Here is a 19,232-nt window from a genome sequence, read left to right on the forward strand (position 1 = left end):
ATATGACACCTGCTGAGTACAGGCAGGTGGCTTAATTATTCTACGATGATGTTGTGTTAAGAATGGGGTATTTACAGAAGTACCGTTGGTATGGGCGGACTAAAAATAGCAAAGTCTAAGACAGTTAGCAGATGTCATTATTTAAAAATTCGATTATAGTAGATATCAAATCATACATTTAAAAGTTGAGGACAAAATAATGAAGACACTAAGCTTATGTATTGCAGCAGGACTGGGTTTAAGCGCTTGTGCTGGTGGAATGACAGGGAACACGGGTCAAAACAACAATGTCAATGGCATCGTCACTCAATACCCTGTTGAGACTGCCATGCTCAACATCTATACCAAACAACGCAGTGATACATTAGTTGCAGTTGTCGGCAGTCAAAGCGTGTCAGCAGAGATTCAAGTGACGCCTAAAGGCAGTATGATATTTAATAATAAATCTGTACAAGGTACCGAAATAAACACCATCAATAAGATGAATAATCAAATCACCAATCAATCCGTCGCTATCAATTACTTCACCCTGAATCCACTGATATTCCATGGTTTTACAGACGGTACAGGTAAATACTCACTATCTAACCAGACGACCACCATTCCTAAAATGGCGACGGTGGGCGCTTCTAGTAAGCTACTGACGGAAAATGTCTATGCCGATAGCAGCATGCGTAACAAGATAGGGACTTATAACCAAGACTGGTCTTTATCGCGTGATACAAATAATACCGCATGGTTCTGTATAGAAACCTCAAGCAATCTATTACTCAGCTTTGACCCTGCAGGCACTTCATCAGAATGCTACAAGATCAATGCCAAAGGCGATATCTTAGCAAGCAAAGTGACACTGAGTCAGCCTAGTAGTAATGGTAGTACTAAGACGGTTACTTTAAACAGTCAGTAGTGATTATCTTTGTGACATAGCATTTATTACATAACAACGAAACAAAAAAAATAGCGCCTAACATGGGCGCTATTTTTATATCAGTCAGCTGAACGATTAAGAACGATGTCCATTAGTATGCTTAGCTTGATATTTGCTTTTTGCTTTGAGATGAGCCGCTGGTTTTTTTGATTGATGCTTTGACACTACTACCTTTTTCTTAACATGCTGATGTTTATTATCAAACTTTGCATTGACCTTTTGATGCTTCACTTTAACAACATGATGTTTAGCAATTTGCGGCGCAGCACTTGCTTGGCTAACCATTGTGAAGCAAGCAGTAATGGCTAGCATTGAACTTATCATTATTTTTTTCATTATTTTTTCTCGTATAAAGTCATATTGGTTATGAGTTGTGATTGAAAGTGCCTTACTCAATATCAAGCAAAGCATTCACGTGATAAGAAGCATCATGATAAAAATCTGCTCTATCGACAACGAGAATGATAAATGATTCAAACGTTAAGTAGATTTATGAAGATTGAAGAAAGGTAACCTTAATGAGGGAAGGTTTCTTAAGTGGTACGCTATAAGCGTCATATTGGCGCTTTTCTAGACGGGCAAGTAATAGCGAATGAAAAGATATCTTATATATAGCTTAGGATGACTGGCTTTGGCATATTTTTTATAAAGCGTAGACGTTGTCACGATACTTTCATTTTCACCCTATAAAATGCGTTGATTATTCAAAGCCATTGACGATATGCCGCATCACAATAAAGACTTTTAAGGAGTGAAGACCAAACTAAGCAGGCGAGATAAGTATTTGTAAGGGTCATTAGGGTTGGGCTTTTTTTAAAGTAGCCACACTTATGGCCTTCTGAATAGCAATTTTGAAATAACTGAGAATCGATGTAATGAACCATTACTTATGTTTGACAGATTATGAAAAAAACTTGATTGATAGTGCTTTGCTCATTCTGATGAAAAAAAACATCCAATATAGCGATCAATCAAAAGAAAACTCAGTGCAGCAATACTATCAAGATTTTAATCTCACACTTTTTGAGCTATGTGCAAAAATAAAAGCACCTGATTTTGATAAGCAAATGGATTTATCCTCGAAAGAAATCAAAGCAATTAAAAAAGCCCTAACCTCACTGTATGACCGTATCTATCAAAGAACCCTTAAGGACATAGAGGGCAACCAAGAAGATCACTATAAGAGCTGTAAGTTACAGATTATAGAATTAGAGAGAAAAATCGATATTATCGAGAAAAACAGTATAGAGAGCAATAGTTGTTAAATTGTTCTTTTTTACCGAAAAATTTCACTATTTTTAAGTCGCTAGCACCATCAATATTGGTCGCGTAAAACAAAAAATCGCACTCCGCATTACATTAGCCTATCTTTTCCGCTGGGTTTTATTAGCTCTTTCCCATTTGTTTGGCTATCGTCTAGCTACTTCAGTCATATAGTCTTCTCAGTACAAGATGGATATAAATATAGCAAAGGATAGTACGACAAATTAAGGTACGGCAAATTAAGGTACAGCAAATAGCAGGCTGGGCAAATATGACGACGCTGTGACCGATTTCTCTACAATGCCCGATATATCTCTATACAAGACTTGTAAAGAGCATACCCCTTGTCTTAGAATGGCATTGCTAATGATAATGTCTATTTTGTTAAGTATTCTTTCTAAAATGCTTTAAACTGACGTTTTAATTTAGCACACCTCCTTACTTATAAATGTTACCTATGCATCATCAGCATGCTGGTAATACGATGACCCTATCATGTCTACTAAGCGCCGCAAGCTTGTTTTACGATATTCATCACCGGTAACGATGTGGTTCGGCATGTTGGTCGCGTGTTTTGCTTGGATCATGCACATCACGCTGTTGCTCACACCTCTATGGGATGATAATGCCCACTTAGGTCATGGTATCTGTGCAGAGCTTGCACCGATTGTATCGGCAGCTAAGCAGTATGAGCAAATACAGACTGATATTGCGCAAACGAATCACAACATACCCATTGATAGTGCCGCTCGTCATTTCCTTCATCATAATGCATCCCTATCTTTAGCATCGCCTGCGACCGTTGAGCCAGTTATAACGGTTGACGCCGCACCTTCGCACGAAGCTTTGTATAGCAAAGATAAGGTTGAAAGCTCTGAATCTAACCCTGATACCTTAAAATACACTGGCTGTGACCTTTGCACTGCCATGTCTGCGGCACTATTGCCAGTCGCTTTTACACATACTGACTCGGCTTTGATTGAGCTGTCTATTGTCTCAGTCACGTTTTTGTATCGCTCACATACCTACTCTCCTAGTAATTTTTTACGACCCCTCGCACGCGCTCCTCCAGTCACACTCACATAACTATCTACATTTATAGTCCAATATTTTTAGGGCGTGTCCTCATTTTAAAAATGGTGATAAACATGAGATAAATTGCCGTCAAACAAGAAAAGTAGCGCAAATAATATCGAGATATTAATAAGCTATTTGATGATGCTTGGCAAAATTTAGCCATTTTTAGTCCATTTCGAAAGTAATCAATTGAATTGAGGACACGCCCTAGAGCATTAGTGACAATGCTCTCAATCAACGCGCTCATTTGAGCTCTGATTGAGGCACTTGTATGCGTTTGCCTAAAACATTGCGCTCAAAACTGTGCTCATAATATTGTGCTCAAAATGCTATCTATTTATATCGGAAAATATTCAGTAAGTGCCTAGTCTAAGTCCATAAGTGGCTTGGCTGACATTGCAGCTTGGTAAAAACTGAATAACCGATTTCATGAAATATTTTTGCGAATTTCTAGGAAAGTAAGATGTTATCTTCATCAATGAATGCTGTACCTATTTTAAAACTAAGTGTTTTAGCTTTGTCTTTATTGCATATCAGTAGCGCTTATGCGGATTCCACAACCGTAAAGGCGCACATGCCTACTACTGATGATGAGCCACATATTCAATTGCCAGAAATCGTCGTTTATGCGACAGCAGCGGATAAGCGCTCTAGTACCAATGCACTCGGGACAGCCGCCACCCTTGATCAAAAACTTCTTAACAGTAAACAAGTGGCAAGCAGTGATACGGCCACCATACTGACAAAAATACCTGGTCTAAATGTCCAAAGTGCCGGTGGTATCTCGAACTTGCCCGTGATGAGAGGCTTGGCGGATAACCGTCTGCGTATCTTAGTGGATGGCGTTGACTCAATCGCCTCCTGTCCAAACAGTATGAACTCACCCTTGTCTTATATTGCGCCAAGCGCTATAGACAAGACCACCGTCTATGCAGGTGTGACGCCTGTGAGTGTCGGTGGTAATAGCATTGGCGGTACTATCGTTGTCGAAACAGCAGAGCCTATGTTTTCAACGGATAGCGACATATTAACCTCAGGTGAAATTGGCACATTTTATCGTAGTAATGGTGACGCCTATGGTGCTAACTTATCTACCACAGCGGCAAACGAGCAGCTTAGCCTCACCTATAAAGGCAGCTTTGCGCAGGCGGATAATTATAAAGCTGGTGGTGATTTTAAATCTTATACAGAGACAGGAAACGCTGGTAAAACCTTAGCGAAGGACGAAGTTGGTTCAACCGCCTATGAAAGCAAAAACCAGTCAGTAGATGTGGCTTATAAGAATGGCAATCATCTACTACAAGGCACTTATTTGTGGCAAAACGTCCCAAAAGAGCTATATCCAAATCAGCGGATGGATATGCTCGACAATCAGCTTGACCGCATTAATTTGCGCTACAAAAGCGAGTTAAATTGGGGACAGTTAGAAGCACAGGCCTATCATGAAGATGTCGATCACTATATGAATTTTGGGGAAGACAAACAGTTCTTATATGGTAATGCCAAAGGTATGCCGATGTACACCAGTAGCGAGACCATCGGTGCCAATCTTAAAGGTATTATTGATTTAACCAACCAAGGCACGCTCAATATAGGTGCTGAATATCAAGACTACACGCTCGATGACACGTGGGCGGCATCTGGCGACGGTATGATGTCGCCAAACGACTTTCAAAATATCAACAATGGTCAGCGTCAGCGTATCGGTATCTATGGCGAATGGGAAAAAGATATCTCATCTGACTGGAGCACCCAGCTTGGCGCTCGCTATGAAAACGTACGTACCAGTGCTGATGAAGTACATGGCTATCAAATCGATGGTCAAAACAATATGACCAATCAGGTGCGAGATAGCGCTAACTTTAATGCCAGTGACCGCCGAACCACTGATAACAACTTTGATATTACTGCACTCGCACGCTACGACATTGATTCACAAAAAAATCTAGCCTTAGGTCTATCGCACAAAGAACGCACGCCAAGCTTATATGAACGCTATACCTGGTCCACTTGGAAAATGGCGGCCATCATGAATAATACCGTTGGTGACGGTAATGGCTATTTTGGTGATCCTAATCTACGCCCAGAAAAATCCAACACCCTATCTGCCACCTTAGACTGGCGCGGTGCTGATGATAGCTGGGGCGTTAAAGCCACTCCTTACTATTCAAACATTGACGACTATGTCGATGCCGTACAGTGGAACCCCATGGCAAACACAGCAGCTAGCACTCAAACAGCGAATCAATATAATGTGCTGCGCTATACCAACCAAGATGCTGAGATATATGGCATAGATATCTCAGCCAATCGGGAGCTGGCAGCAAATGCTTGGGGATACTGGAATATAGTAGGCTCCTTAAGCTATACCAAAGGGGAAAATAAAGACAGCGGCTCAGACTTATATAACATCATGCCATTCAATGGCAGTGTTGCCCTGAATCGGGAAAATAACGGTTGGACAAACCAAATCGAAGTGGTGGGCGTCGCGGCTAAAAATGATATCTCAACCCCTCGCAACGAAATTAAAACGGCGGGTTATGGCCTCTTAAACCTCAGTACAGGCTATCAGTTTAAAGAGGTAGCGATTGAGGCTGGTATCGACAATGTCTTTGACAAAAACCATGCCCTACCTTTAGGCGGTGCCTACATGGGGCAAGGTAGAACTATGTCTATGAATAAGGAGATAGATGGCAGCTCTAACTGGGGCACGGCTATACCTGGCGCGGGTCGCTCATTCTATGTAGGTGTTAACTATAAGTTTTAGGTGTCATTAAGATAGATTGTTAACTGACTTTATTTCTCTTATACCATTTCCAAAAATTAGAATAATAAGGATAACTTTTTTGACTATGACCGCTAACAGGCTTAGCAAGTCTAATAAAGTTAATCGTATTTTTGGATTTGGTATTATATTATAGGAAGCACTTTCATGACTATGGCACTATTAATTGCAGCATTCTTAATGGGATTTTTTGGCTCGCCGCATTGCTTAGGTATGTGTGGTGGTATCGTGACTGCATTCGGACTATCGATGAAAGAAGCTAGTCCAGCAAAAAAACGCGGCCTCATTGCAACTTACCATCTAGGGCGCTTACTCAGTTATGCCCTATTGGGCTTAATTGCCGGTGTGATTGGCACCACAGTATTAACGCACCTAATGGTTGGCAATAGCACACCTCGCATCCTACTAGGGTTGGTCTTGGTATTTATAGGATTAACCATGCTAGGTTTGCCTTTTTTGAACAAGCTTGAACGTCTTGGTATGCATTTTTGGCAAGCTTTATCACCTCTGCGGCAGAAAGCATTCCCCTTAAACACCTTTCCTCGAGCATTAACAGCAGGTTTATTATGGGGGTTTTTACCCTGTGGTCTCGTTTATGGCGCATTACTTATGGCGGTCATCGGTCATGACCCGCTCACAGGTGCCGTGTTAATGTTTGTCTTTGGTCTAGGAACCGTACCCATGCTCGTCGCTACGCACGGAACGGTCAACTGGATGCGCAATCAAATCGGGCGTTTGCGCCTAAGGCAAGTGAATGGCGTAATCATGATGTTATCTGGCTTAGCCGTCATAGCGGTGCCGATGATCATGGCCAATATGCATGGTGGACACGGGCAAATGAACCATGAGCAAATGAATCATGAGCAAATGAATCATGAGCAAATGAATCATGAGCAAATGAATCACGAGCAAATGAATCACGAGCAAATAAATCACGAGCAAATGAATCACGAGCAAATGAATCACGAGCAATAAAAACGTCTCTCATGTACATAGGAGGCAATGACATTTTAAACTATCGATAGGGCATGTTTAGCGTGCCCTATTTTTTTATCTACTAATGCGCCAACCTCTGAATTTGGCAAAGAAACCTTTCAACCTTTCAGAAAAGTTAAAAGCCTCTGACTCCGGTACTTCTTCAACATGATGACGAGCCGCCAGTATCGGCTGCTGCACCAATCTTTCGTGATGATCAAAAGCGCGATCCAGACTGATACTCATGATAGAGAAGTTGGTCGGCCGTGGTAGACAACGATATACCTGACCTTTATTAATTAAATCAATGACCATATGGGCGTCTTTGAATTCAGTCAACATAAGAACCATCAAATCTGGCTGGATGTTTTTTAAGGCATAAACAATGGGGGTAATATTTTCTTTATTGAGCGTCGAATCCGTAATCGTGACGCCAAAGCGTTTCTTTTGTAATAACTTTGCTGCCTGTTCAAGGTTACTGGCCCAACTCACGGTATAAGCACTCTTAAAGTGACTTTTTATTTGCTGATAGACGCTCTCGTCGTCATCTAATACCAATATATTACGATTGCTACCAGTACTGCCACCACTAACTTGTTGAGTATCATTACCTTGCATAGTGTTTTGGGTGATTTCTTGTGTTTGCTGAGCTATTTCTGTGGCTTTATTGACGATTTGTTTAAGCTCATCATTCTGCCATGGCTTTGTAATATAACGATAAATTTCGCCCTCATTCACAGAGTCAATCACTGCATTCAAATCCGCATAACCGGTCAGCAAAATACGCAGCGTATTTGGTGAGGCCGCTTTGATATCACGTAACACTTCTGTACCTTGCTTATCTGGCATGCGTTGGTCGCTGATGACCACTTGCACATCATGCTCGCTAACATACTTCATCAATTCGCTAGCATCAGTGGTGATAAATACATCATGTGACTGACGAAAATGCATTTTTAAACTGCGTAAAATGCGTGGCTCATCATCGATAAAAGCGATTTTTGGTTTTTGCATGACACTCTCTTTAAATAAGTGATTGGAAGTCTCTCAACTTTCAAATAAAGCTTGTGAAGGTTTAGGTTCATGAGCGCTAGACTGTATCGGTAGCATGAGGGTAAATGTCGTGCCCTCCCCAACGATTGAGCTAACCTCGATGTATCCACCATGTTGTTCAATGATTTGTGCCGTGATAGCCAATCCTAACCCTGTGCCATCGCCTGCTTTTTTGGTGGTAAAAAACGGCTCAAAGATATGCGTTAAAATATGCTCTGCGATACCGACACCATTGTCTATAATACGTACAACAATATATTGCTGCGCCTCATCGACAGACGAGCTGACTTGCAATGTCCCTTTATGATCTGGCGGCATGGCTTGCGCGGCATTATTAAATAGGTTTAGTAATACTTGGTTAATTTGTGAAGGATTACACTGAATGAGCGGCAGCTCGGCTAGATTGGTATTGACGTCTAAGGTTTTTAAATTATTGCGAGCCATAATCAATGAGGTATTGATGCAATCATTGATATCGACATCTTTTACTTTTGATTCATCCAGTCGAGAAAAGTCGCGCAAGCTGACGACCAGTTCAGCAATTTGATCGACGCCATACAGTCCATCTTTGATTAAATCTGCCAAATCTTCATTGACTTCATCTTCTTTAATCTCTTCACAGCATTGTAAAGTCTCTTCTATCAGTATCTTGACTTGCTCTTGATTGATAGTTGGCGCTTTTAACGCCTGCAATAATTGATCGGTATGCTGTAGCAATTCATCAAAACGAACAAGATTATCGCCAACCAATTCCATGTTACTTCGCACGTAGCCCAGCGGTGTGTTGACCTCATGCGCCACGCCTGCCACCATTTGACCTAATGTCGCCATTTTTTCGGAGCGCACCAGATGCACTTGTGAGGCTTTCAACTCATCCATGGCTTGCTGCAAGTCTTGGGTGCGGGCAGCGACTTGTTTTTCTAGATGGACATTGATTTCGGCAAGTGCGCCTTCATTTTCGACGACGCGGTCAATCAGTTGATTGGTCTGCTCGCTGATGATTTGAATTTCGCTGACATTTGAGTGTGGCAGTTTAAGCGCGCTTAATTGTTGATATTTTTTTTGCTCAATTAATGCGCCCATATCAGCCACTGCTAGTGCCATATATTTTAGCGGTCGTGTAAAGTAGCGACGGAACACCCACGCGGTCAACAACAGGATAGGAATAAAACCCAGTAGCATGGTTTGAATCAGTTGGTTCGACAACGCATTTGCTACGCTCATCATGTCATTATTGGGCTTGACGATGACCATCTTCCAATAGGTAAATGGCATACGAAACACAAAGGCGGTGGCGGACTGCTGCAACACAAAATCATTGGGCACAGCGATGGTCTCAATCAAGTGACTGTCTACCAGATTAAACGTTTGGTCAATATTCAATAGCAGCAATGCTGACAGCAACTTGGATTCTTGTTCGCTGATTTTATTCAGATTGGTCGTACTCAAAATACTACGTGCCGCGAGCGTATAACGACTCTCATCTTTGGCAACAGCCTCATCGATGAGTGTTTGGTTAATGCTATCTAGGCTGTCCGCAATAGGGGCAAAGCTTGAATGTTTCTCGGCCAATTGATGCGCGGTTACCATCTCGCCTTGGGGATTATCTTCAGTCGCTTGCGTGACCATAGATTGATCAGGAAAGGTCAAAAATCGATTGTCCAAGTCTACCAAAAAGACATAACCACCCAGCTTATCTTGCCACTTTTTCATGGCTTCATCGAGGTTATCTAATAGCAGATTAAAACTCACTACCCCATCAAAAGCCTGATTGCGACTGTCATACAATGCCTTGGCACACGTCATCATCGGCTGATTGCTTTGCGGATCGACATACGCACGGCTCCAGACACAGTGGTCATGGCGTGCGTACATCGCAGGAATGTACCACCACTCTCTATAATAGGGACTCGGCGTTTGGCGCACTTGATTATACTGCTCTAACGGCTGCATGTTGCCTGCGTCATCACGCGCCCACACAAACGACTGACGCTCTCGGTTTTGAGCGTACATATTTGGATCAAACCACACGCCGCCGCCCATAATCCGTTGATCGGTCTGTTGCATGAGATTACCAAAGGTTTCTCTATAAAGACCGTCTTCTTTTGGCAAGCCGCCCGCCATCGCACTGGTTGCCTTTGCCAGTCCGTCGACATGGCTGATATTCGCCATAATGCTATTAATAGCTTCGTTACCCGTTTCAACCACTGTCTCTGAAGTCATCTCCAATATACGAGGCTTAGCTTGAGTCTCAATAACCCAATACACTATCAGGATAATTAGTAAAAAAGCCAATGCTAAAATAATCAGCATGCGTGTGGAAATACTACCAAGCCGACCAGCAACACTCATAGATAAACCTTATATTGATGCGTCTACCATCATCAATGCATCACTTAATGAATAAAGACATCAGTGATACGAAACCACCATTTATAGTGGGCTCAAGGATACGATGCCGTCATGACAATATGATGACAAAAGTTTTTTTTCTTATCTGTTGACCAGCACCTTTTAATTAACAACAATTAGCTTGCCGTTGATAGATACAACCTTGTACTCATTTAGCGCTGCTCTCTTTTTATCATCAATAACATCATGCAGCTTATTGAGCGCATAGCTGTACTATCAGCCATTGCAAGGCACAAAAAAGCCACTTATTGTTTAAGTGGCTTCTTCATATTCAAGTCAGTCGCTAATTTTTTTATTTATGTCATCAATATCTCTATGATTATAGAGTCTGCCAAGTTTATCTTGTTCTGTACTGTGAAATTTTATACATATGTTATATTAATAATACTAATATAGAGGGTGTGTTTGTATTTTATATAATATCGCGGATCACCGTCACTTATCACTGATTGCAAAGCCTGTCTGCTGTACACTCAGAGCTTAATATCACTCGCTCATACAGCTATTCAACTAACCCTAAAGAAAGGCGCTCACAAAGTCTTTCTCTTTTAAATATTAAAGGAAAAGCGATGCGTCCTTTGTTTTTTAGTACTTTGTGCTTAGCAAGTAGTCTTTCACTAATGGCTTGTAGTAGTCATCAACCAACCACGGCAAAAGAATCAACAGCTATCATTAACAACACGGCAAAAGAGAACGCTGACGAACAGCTAAGCATGGAGCCGTCCAGCCCCGAAGAACCGTTATCAGCGTTCACCGCTTTTGGTAATACAGAAAAAAGTTGGCGCACAGTAATTGATGGCAACCAACTCAGCATTGAAGCAGATTTTTTGAAACCAACGACCATCGTTGTCTCTCGTTCGACCTATGCCGAAGGTGTGGAATACGTGAGTACCGTTAGCGGCAAACCTATTATTATGAATATACACAGCCAGATTTGTACCGATGATAATGGCTATCAAAATGAATTTACGGTGACGTTGACTTATGATAATAAAAGCTATCAAGGTTGTGCCGTTGCTGGAGCGTATGAAACAGCGCCTACGTAATTGCATAGAATTTATTGTGGTTAGCAACCATCATAAATAGCCAGCCATTAGCCAGTGGATAACGCATAACTTGGCAAATAAGTACTTATATTACTTTCAACCGATGTCATTATTGTTTAATAAAAATACCCTATAGTCTGTCTATAAACCCTTCATTTTAGTCAAATAACCTTTTATATCAGTCTTACTCAATAAGGATGAACCTATGAAAATTACGAAGACTCAAACCAATAATCCGGTAGACCACGACACATTTATCCATCAGCCTGATGCCAGTAAAACCCGTGTAGCAAACATACCAGGCAAGCGCTTACCCTTCCCTGACCAAATTGGTAATTATCAGCGCAATATTGGGACGCCCACTGACGCTTATCAGGACAGTAAGGTTTATATCGTTGGGGGCGGTATTGCAGGTTTGGCCAGTGCTTATTACTGCATCCGAGATGGCAAAGTATCCGCTGAAAACATTACCATTTTAGAGCATCTTGACGTGGCAGGTGGCTCCTTAGATGGTAGCGGCAATCCTGAGACGGGTTATATGGTGCGCGGCGGTCGTGAAATGGATTTCACTTACGAAAACTTTTGGGATTTATTTCAAGATATCCCCGCTCTTGAAATGCCTGCGCCTTATAGCACCTTGGATGAGTATCGCATAGCAAATGACACCGATCCTAATTACTCTATTGCACGCCTGATCCATAAGCAAGGCGAGATAAAAGACTTCAGTCAACTGGGATTGAGTAAAGCCAACCAACTCGCTTTAATTCGTTTGCTATTAAAACCCAAGGAAGAGCTAGACGATATCACTATTGAAGAGTATTTTGATGACAGCTTTTTGAGTAGCAACTTCTGGACATTTTGGCGAACCATGTTTGCTTTTGAAAACTGGCACAGCTTACTTGAGTTTAAGCTTTATACGCATCGATTTTTACACGCATTGGACGGTCTAAACGACATGTCTGCACTGGTATTCCCAAGATACAATCAGTTTGATAGCTTTGTTATGCCACTACAAAACTATTTAAAAGATAAAGGTGTGCAGTTTCAGTATGACACGCTCGTTACCGATTTAGACATTGAGTTTGAGCATGCTGACAAGGTAACAGGCACCAAAAAGGTCAAAGCCATCATCACGGAGAAAGCGAGTGAGCAAACCACCATTCCTATGGGTAGCAATGATTACGTCATCGTGACGACTGGCTCCATGACCGAAGATACCCGCTATGGTGATGATCATACTGCGCCGACGCTGGACTTCACAAAAGACACTATGGGGCAATCGTCTGGTTGGAAAGTATGGAATAATCTGGCTAAGCAATCTGCCGTCTTTGGTCATCCAGAAAAATTTAATCAGCATGTGGATAAATCTGCTTGGATGTCGGCGACGTTGACCTGCCAGCCGTCTGCCTTTATTGATAAGCTCAAAACGCTGTCTGTCAACGACCCTTATAAGGGTAAAACAGTGACCGGTGGCATCATTACGATTACGGATTCAAACTGGTTGATGAGCTTTACTTGTAACCGTCAACCGCATTTCCCTGATCAGCCAAAAGACACGCTAGTCGTATGGCTATATGCCTTGTTTATGGATAAAGAAGGCAATTATGTCAAAAAACCCATCCCAGAATGTACAGGCAAAGAGATCTTGAGCGAACTCTGTCATCACCTTGGTATCCTCGATGATATAGAGAATATCATGGCCAATACCATCGTCAGAACGGCTTATATGCCCTACATCACCTCGATGTTTATGCCTCGTGCTAAAGGCGATCGCCCTGAGATAGTCCCTGATGGTTGTGTCAATATGGGTCTAGTCGGTCAGTTCGTCGAGACACATAATGATGTGGTATTTACCATGGAGAGCTCTGTTCGTACTGCTCGTGTCGCAGTTTATGAGCTATTAAACGTGCAAAAACAAGTCCCCGATATAAACCCATTACAATACGATATCCGTCAATTACTAAAAGCCGCGAATACACTCAATGATGGTAAAGGTTTCATCGGCGAAGGTCTATTAACTAAGCTTCTTAAAGGTACTTATTACGAGCACATATTGCCAAAAGCCAATCAATCCACCAACGGCAATGACTCAATATTTACTCAGCAGTGGGAGGCAATCAAAGGACTTTGGCATAAGTAGCTCTGGCATCAGTAATGTTAGTTTTGATAAAAGCAGCTTTGATAAAAATGGCTTTAGTAAAACTAATGACGAAGAATAAAACGATAACGCTCTAGGGCCTGCCCTCATTTTAAAATGCAGATAGAAATGAGGTCATGCCCTAGTCAGACTTGGATAACTGCTGTAATTGCTCAATCAGCCAACGGTGTATACCACTGTGACTGGTACGTGGGTGCCATGCTGCTATCACCTTAAATGTGGGTGGCAGGGCTTCCACTTTGAGCTCTTTAACCCGACTGTTTGGCAATAAACGCGAGGGATAAAATGCAATCATATCGGTTGTATAGAGGATATCTGGCACTGCAGAAAAGCTAGGAACGGACATAACAATGTTTCGTTTAAGACCTTTTTCTGCAAACCACTGATCATGAGAACCACGTAAGTTAGCGCGTGAAGGTGACACCACCAGCTGCGAGTGTGCAGCAATTTGCGCCAGTGACAGCGGCTCTGTTGTAAAACTATTATCGCAACCAGTAATGCAAAAATGTTGTTCTTCAAGCAGCGTCACATAAGCCAAGTTATCAGGGATAAATTCTGGGAAAGTAATCAGCAGATCAAGCTCGCCTGCCGCAATAAGCTGATTGATATTGTCTGAGGCAAAATCACGTACGATTAACTTCAAATCAGGCGCGTCGCGGCGTGTTATATGAAACAACTGCGGTAATAATGCCTGCGTCGCATAGTCGGTCGCGCTAATCGTAAATACGCCTTTATAAGTCTGCGGCGAAAACATATCTGGCTCTAACAGTGCTTCTAACTGCTCTAATATACGACTAATGGGTTGCTGCATCGATAGCGCTTTGGGAGTTGCCACCATGCTATTGCCTTGACGAATAAACAAACGATCATCAAACAAATCACGCAGCTTACGTAATTGTTCGCTGATTGCCTGCTGTGTCAGCCCCATTTTGCGCGCGACTTGTGAGAGATTTTTTAGATCAAGCAACGCATGTAGCACTCGCAACTGCTTGATATCAAGTCGGTTAATTCCATTCATAATATGTACCATTTATAATTGTATCTTAAACAACAAAATCCTGTTTCCGATTGTATCCATAAAACTCTATGCTTGCCAACCTTACTTACGCAGTAATAAAGCATCAAAACAAGCTCAATGGTTTAAACAATAACCCAATCTATTTGTTTTAAAAGAGAGTTTTATGGAACCATCTAATATCGATACCAGCCCATTATTTGCATCTGTCACACTTGGACCATATACGTTAAAAAACCGTATTGTCATGCCACCGTTGACACGCTCTCGCAGCACGCAACCGGACAATATTCCTAATGAATTAATGGCAAGCTACTATACACAGCGCGCCTCTGCAGGTTTTATGGTCACTGAAGGCACGCAAATTGAGCCAAGGGGTCAAGGTTATGCGTGGACGCCAGGCATACATTCGCATGCCCAAATCGAAGGCTGGAAAAAGGTCACTGAATCGGTACACGCAGCAGGTGGTATCATTTTCGCTCAGCTTTGGCATGTGGGTCGCGTGTCTCATACCAGCTTACAACCACAAGGCGCTCAGCCAATTGCACCATCAGCTATCACTGCTGACAATGTAAAAGTATTTATCGAAACAGCACCAGGTGCAGGCGCGTTAGCCGATCCTAGTGAGCCACGCGCACTCAGTACTGATGAAGTTAGTGAACTGGTCGCTATGTATGCGGCAGCCGCGCGCAATGCATTGGAGGCAGGTTTTGATGGCGTCGAGCTGCATTGTGCCAATGGCTATTTGGTGAATCAGTTCATCTCTGAGCATAGCAACACACGTGATGATCAATATGGCGGTTCATTGACCAATCGCTTGCGTTTCTTAAAAGAAATCGTGGCTGCCGTCAGTGAGGTGGTTGGCGCTGATCGCTTAGGCGTACGTTTTGCACCGCTGTTTGCTAGCACAGATGAAACTCGCGTGTATTTAGGGCTAGTGGAATCAGATCCACATCATACGTATATTGAAGCGATTAAAGTACTTGAACAAGCGGGTATCGCTTATTTATCTATTGCAGAAGCTGACTGGGACAATGCCCCTGATTTACCAGAGACTTTTTATCAAGCGGTCAGAGCGGAGTTTTCAGGACGTATTATCTATGCGGGTAAATACACGACGGAAAAATCGGTTCATATGCTAGCTAAAGGTTATGGCGACTTATTTGCTTTTGGTCGTCCCTTTATTGCTAATCCCGATTTACCTGAGCGCATCGCCAATCATTGGCCACTCAACGAGGCAGATCCTACCACGATGTATGGTGGCACCGAAATTGGCTATAATAACTATCCTTACTATCAAAACTCTTAATACAATAAGGCCATTCGTGGCCTTATTTTTTTGCTTATGAATAGGATGTTTTTAATAGCTGATTCATATATATAGCCCTTATGATTCATCCGACTGATCAAATAACTTTTCGATAGGCTTGCTATGTATCTTTGAGCTATTGAACAGCGACTTATTACCAGTATCCGCTTCTGTCCAAAAATTAATATTGAATTGGGCATCATCACTTAATTCTACGCGGTGCCAATATTGAGGCGGACTGACCGCGAACTGCCCTGCTTTAATAACAATTGTTTTTTCAGGTTCAGTGGCGGCTTCATCAGCAAAGCCGTAAAAGGTAACCGTGCCTTGCATGACACAAATTTGGCCGTATACGCCCTCTGCTGTATTGTGATGAGTCAGCAAGGCTTTTGGGACTTTATCTTTAGTAAAAAAGTGGGTCGAACGCTTTATTTTCCAATGGCTGGGTATGACGGGGTTTGAGGCGACAGTATCACTCATGGTAACTCCTTGGCTAATTTGATGGGTGTATCCCAATCCTTTTTATTAACAGCGTACTTGTGAATAAAATTCTATTAATAAACAAGAAAAGCACGCACAGTAATGGTTATTATTACTATAGCGCATCATATTTTTAAATGTATTGCTATCCTCATATCATCTTAGTTAACCATCAATATATAGGATATTAAAGCCACTTTTTAATCCCCATTAAGTAGTATGTGAAATGACATTCATACTGCTTTCGCCTAATGGTTAGCGAGCTTACTTATTGCTACATTAACTCCATCTAAACTATCCAGTTCGACGGTGGAGAATACTTGTCATGCATGCAAAAGAGCTACTTGAGGTTGAACGCCGTGATATAAGAGCGCTTCACTATACGTGGATTGCTTTTTTTCTGACCTTTTATGTCTGGTTCAATATGGCGCCACTAGCCACTTCTATGCTAGAGGCCGAAAGCTACTTAACTTCTGAACACATCAAATTATTTCTCATTGCCAACGTTGCTTTGACCATTCCAGGACGAGTGGTAGTCGGCATGGCATTGGATCGCTTCGGTCCGCGTCGCGTGTTTTCCATACTGATGGTCGTCATGGCGATACCGACATGGTTCTTCGCTTTTGGTGATTCCGCGATGCAGCTGTTCGTCGCTCGCCTATTTATGTCTATCGTGGGCGCAGGGTTCGTCGTTGGCATTCACATGACTGCCCTTTGGTTTAAGCCAAAAGACATTGGCTTTGCCGAAGGATTTTATGCCGGCTGGGGTAATTTTGGTTCAGCTGCCGCAGCGATTACCATTCCCACGGTTGCGCTACAGTTCTTTGGTGGTGATGACGGTTGGCGCTGGGCAATTGCATTATCTGGCTTACTGATGGCCGCTTACGGGGTAGCCTATTGGTTTTTAATCACCGATGGTCCTACACAAGATACCCATAAAAAAGCACGTAAGGCGGGTGCTTTAGAGGTATCAAGTTGGAGAGATTTATTATTATACTGCCTATTTATTATTCCTTTATATGGCGTATTGGGTGTATTGGTTTATCGCACTAAAAACATGGGATTCCTGAGCGAAACAGGCGCTTGGGGGTTTTATACTCTCATCGCTGTGGTGGTTATTTATCAAATTTATAAAGCCATCAGTGTCAATGTACCCATGCTCAAAGCGGGTATCCCTGAGGATGACAAATACCCATTTACCTCTGTTGCCGCCCTAAATGTCACCTACTTTGCTAACTTTGGCGCAGAGCTGGCGGTCGTCTCTATGCTACCGATGTTCTTTGCCGCAACGTGGAAGCTCGACCCTACCGTCGCAGGGTTAGTCGCATCGACCTTTGCTTTTGTTAACTTATGGGCACGACCACTTGGCGGCTATATCTCTGATAAGGTTGGCAATCGTCGCTTGGTGATGTTGGTATACATGTTCGGTATCGGTATCGGCTTTGGATTGATGGGATTGCTGAATGCAGAGTGGCCATTGTTTATCGCGGTCGTCTTTACGATTCTATGTTCAGTCTTTGTGCAAGGGGCAGAAGGTGCAACTTTTGGTATTATCCCCTCAATTAAGCGGCGCTTAACAGGTCAAATTTCTGGTATGGCGGGGGCTTATGGCAACGTGGGCGCTGTGTTCTATCTATTTATATTTACCTTGGTCGAACCAAATCAGTTCTTTTTTATCATTGCGATAGGTGCATTTATCGCTTGGGTACTTTGTTTCTTCTGGTTAAAAGAGCCTGAAGATGCCTTTGGTGACGAATACAAAATGTCCTCGGTCGATCGTCAAATTGCCGCTGAAGAAGGCTAGTTTTATTAGCTTATAAAATAAAAAAGCCACCCAGCATCAATGTTCGGTGGCTTTTTTTGACTGATATAGAGAGCGATCCAGACATGTAATAGGCGTTATTCAGATGACCCATGATTTTTTTATAAAAAGTAGCGATTTCAAAAAGTAGCACTTTCAAAAAGTAGCATTTTAAAACAACAACCACTTCGATAAATAACCATTTTGACAAACGACTACTTTGACAAATGATTCACGGTCCATACTGCTGCCTCTACCCGTGTACGTAGTCCAGTTTTGTTCAAAATATGCTTAACATGCACTTTTACTGTGGATTCTGCGATATCCAGTTTGTTGGCGATCATTTTATTACTTAAGCCTTCAGCAATCATTTGAATCACTTGCAACTCTCTAGTGGTGAGATTGCTAGCGATATCTTCAATGCTTGGTGCACGTAATGTTTGCGCCAATATTGAAGCCAAATTGGGACTGATAACCAGCTCACCGCGCAACACTTTTCTAATATCGACGATGATTAACTCAGGCTCCATATCTTTTAGCAAATAACCATCCACCCCTAATTTCAACGCTTCTTGTACGTCTTCTCCGCTGTCAGAAACTGTAAATAGCAAGGTAGCCACGTCAATATTTCTGGCTTTGATTTCTCTTAAGGTTTCGATACCAGTCAACACTGGCATTTTATGATCTAGAATGACCAGATCGACCGGATTGTTTGCCAAAAAATCCAACGCTTCTTGTCCGTTATTCACCTCACCAACGACCGTTACATCACTTTCGAGACTGAGCAGTTCTGCGACACCGCGGCGCAGCATGGGATGATCATCGACCAATAGTAGCCGAGCCGGAGAAGCAGACGTATAAACTTTAGTAGTCATAAAATACTCACAAATTGAAAAATGCTACAAAAAACACAATACAGTGGTTAAGAGC

15 protein-coding genes are annotated in these 19,232 nt (G+C 42.3%); 9 read left to right on the top strand and 6 right to left on the bottom strand.

The annotated features are described in order from the left end of the window. The first annotated feature begins 199 nt into the window (after positions 1-199). Positions 200-907: a hypothetical protein gene (locus tag JMX95_RS05930; protein WP_193007221.1), complete on the top strand. Its 708-nt coding sequence runs from the start codon at positions 200-202 to the stop codon at positions 905-907. Positions 908-1,003: 96 nt separating this feature from the next. Here JMX95_RS05930 and JMX95_RS05935 read toward each other — a convergent pair whose 3' ends face one another. Further along, positions 1,004-1,264: a hypothetical protein gene (locus tag JMX95_RS05935; protein WP_193007222.1), complete on the bottom strand. Its 261-nt coding sequence runs from the start codon at positions 1,262-1,264 to the stop codon at positions 1,004-1,006. A gap of 539 nt (positions 1,265-1,803) precedes the next feature. On the opposite strand from JMX95_RS05935, the gene JMX95_RS05940 reads away from it, so the two are divergent. From JMX95_RS05940 to JMX95_RS05955, 4 genes are all read left to right on the top strand, one after another. After that, entirely contained in the window at positions 1,804-2,193 is a 390-nt protein-coding gene (locus JMX95_RS05940) for a hypothetical protein (protein ID WP_045455064.1), read from the top strand. Between the two features lie 493 nt (positions 2,194-2,686). Next, positions 2,687-3,277, top strand: coding sequence for a hypothetical protein (locus tag JMX95_RS05945; protein WP_193007224.1), 591 nt, complete (start codon positions 2,687-2,689; stop codon positions 3,275-3,277). Between the two features lie 454 nt (positions 3,278-3,731). Next, the gene (locus JMX95_RS05950) at positions 3,732-6,035 is read left to right on the top strand and encodes a TonB-dependent receptor (protein WP_193007225.1); all 2,304 of its coding nucleotides are present in this window, start codon (positions 3,732-3,734) and stop codon (positions 6,033-6,035) included. A gap of 165 nt (positions 6,036-6,200) precedes the next feature. Next, complete coding sequence (locus JMX95_RS05955; RefSeq protein WP_201560296.1) at positions 6,201-7,028, top strand: sulfite exporter TauE/SafE family protein; 828 nt, start codon at positions 6,201-6,203, stop codon at positions 7,026-7,028. Between the two features lie 75 nt (positions 7,029-7,103). Here JMX95_RS05955 and JMX95_RS05960 read toward each other — a convergent pair whose 3' ends face one another. After that, complete coding sequence (locus JMX95_RS05960; RefSeq protein ID WP_193007227.1) at positions 7,104-8,042, bottom strand: response regulator; 939 nt, start codon at positions 8,040-8,042, stop codon at positions 7,104-7,106. A 33-nt stretch (positions 8,043-8,075) separates the two neighbouring features. Further along, the gene (locus tag JMX95_RS05965; protein WP_201560297.1) at positions 8,076-10,433 is read right to left on the bottom strand and encodes an ATP-binding protein; all 2,358 of its coding nucleotides are present in this window, start codon (positions 10,431-10,433) and stop codon (positions 8,076-8,078) included. A gap of 629 nt (positions 10,434-11,062) precedes the next feature. Between JMX95_RS05965 and JMX95_RS05970 the strand changes: the two genes are divergently transcribed. Together JMX95_RS05970 and JMX95_RS05975 are read left to right on the top strand one after the other, a co-directional pair. Continuing rightward, on the top strand, positions 11,063-11,539 hold the full coding sequence (locus JMX95_RS05970) for a hypothetical protein (protein ID WP_087814501.1): 477 nt from the start codon (positions 11,063-11,065) through the stop codon (positions 11,537-11,539). Positions 11,540-11,744: 205 nt separating this feature from the next. Next, on the top strand, positions 11,745-13,679 hold the full coding sequence (locus JMX95_RS05975) for an oleate hydratase (protein WP_201560298.1): 1,935 nt from the start codon (positions 11,745-11,747) through the stop codon (positions 13,677-13,679). Between the two features lie 139 nt (positions 13,680-13,818). Here JMX95_RS05975 and JMX95_RS05980 read toward each other — a convergent pair whose 3' ends face one another. Further along, on the bottom strand, positions 13,819-14,715 hold the full coding sequence (locus JMX95_RS05980) for a LysR family transcriptional regulator (RefSeq protein WP_193008689.1): 897 nt from the start codon (positions 14,713-14,715) through the stop codon (positions 13,819-13,821). Between the two features lie 178 nt (positions 14,716-14,893). On the opposite strand from JMX95_RS05980, the gene JMX95_RS05985 reads away from it, so the two are divergent. Continuing rightward, positions 14,894-16,021 (top strand): alkene reductase, encoded by a 1,128-nt coding sequence (locus JMX95_RS05985; protein WP_265089718.1) that lies wholly within the window; start codon positions 14,894-14,896, stop codon positions 16,019-16,021. A gap of 78 nt (positions 16,022-16,099) precedes the next feature. On the opposite strand, the gene JMX95_RS05990 is transcribed toward JMX95_RS05985, so the two are convergent. After that, entirely contained in the window at positions 16,100-16,501 is a 402-nt protein-coding gene (locus tag JMX95_RS05990; protein WP_193008691.1) for a DUF1971 domain-containing protein, read from the bottom strand. Between the two features lie 325 nt (positions 16,502-16,826). Here JMX95_RS05990 and JMX95_RS05995 point away from each other — a divergent pair, with 325 nt between their 5' ends. Then, on the top strand, positions 16,827-18,305 hold the full coding sequence (locus JMX95_RS05995; protein ID WP_045455078.1) for an MFS transporter: 1,479 nt from the start codon (positions 16,827-16,829) through the stop codon (positions 18,303-18,305). A gap of 212 nt (positions 18,306-18,517) precedes the next feature. Here the strand turns inward: JMX95_RS05995 and JMX95_RS06000 are convergent, their stop codons facing one another. Further along, positions 18,518-19,177 (bottom strand): response regulator, encoded by a 660-nt coding sequence (locus tag JMX95_RS06000; RefSeq protein WP_201560299.1) that lies wholly within the window; start codon positions 19,175-19,177, stop codon positions 18,518-18,520. Positions 19,178-19,232 lie beyond the last annotated feature (55 nt).

The organism is Psychrobacter sp. NC44 (assembly GCF_904846655.1).
GTDB lineage: Bacteria > Pseudomonadota > Gammaproteobacteria > Pseudomonadales > Moraxellaceae > Psychrobacter.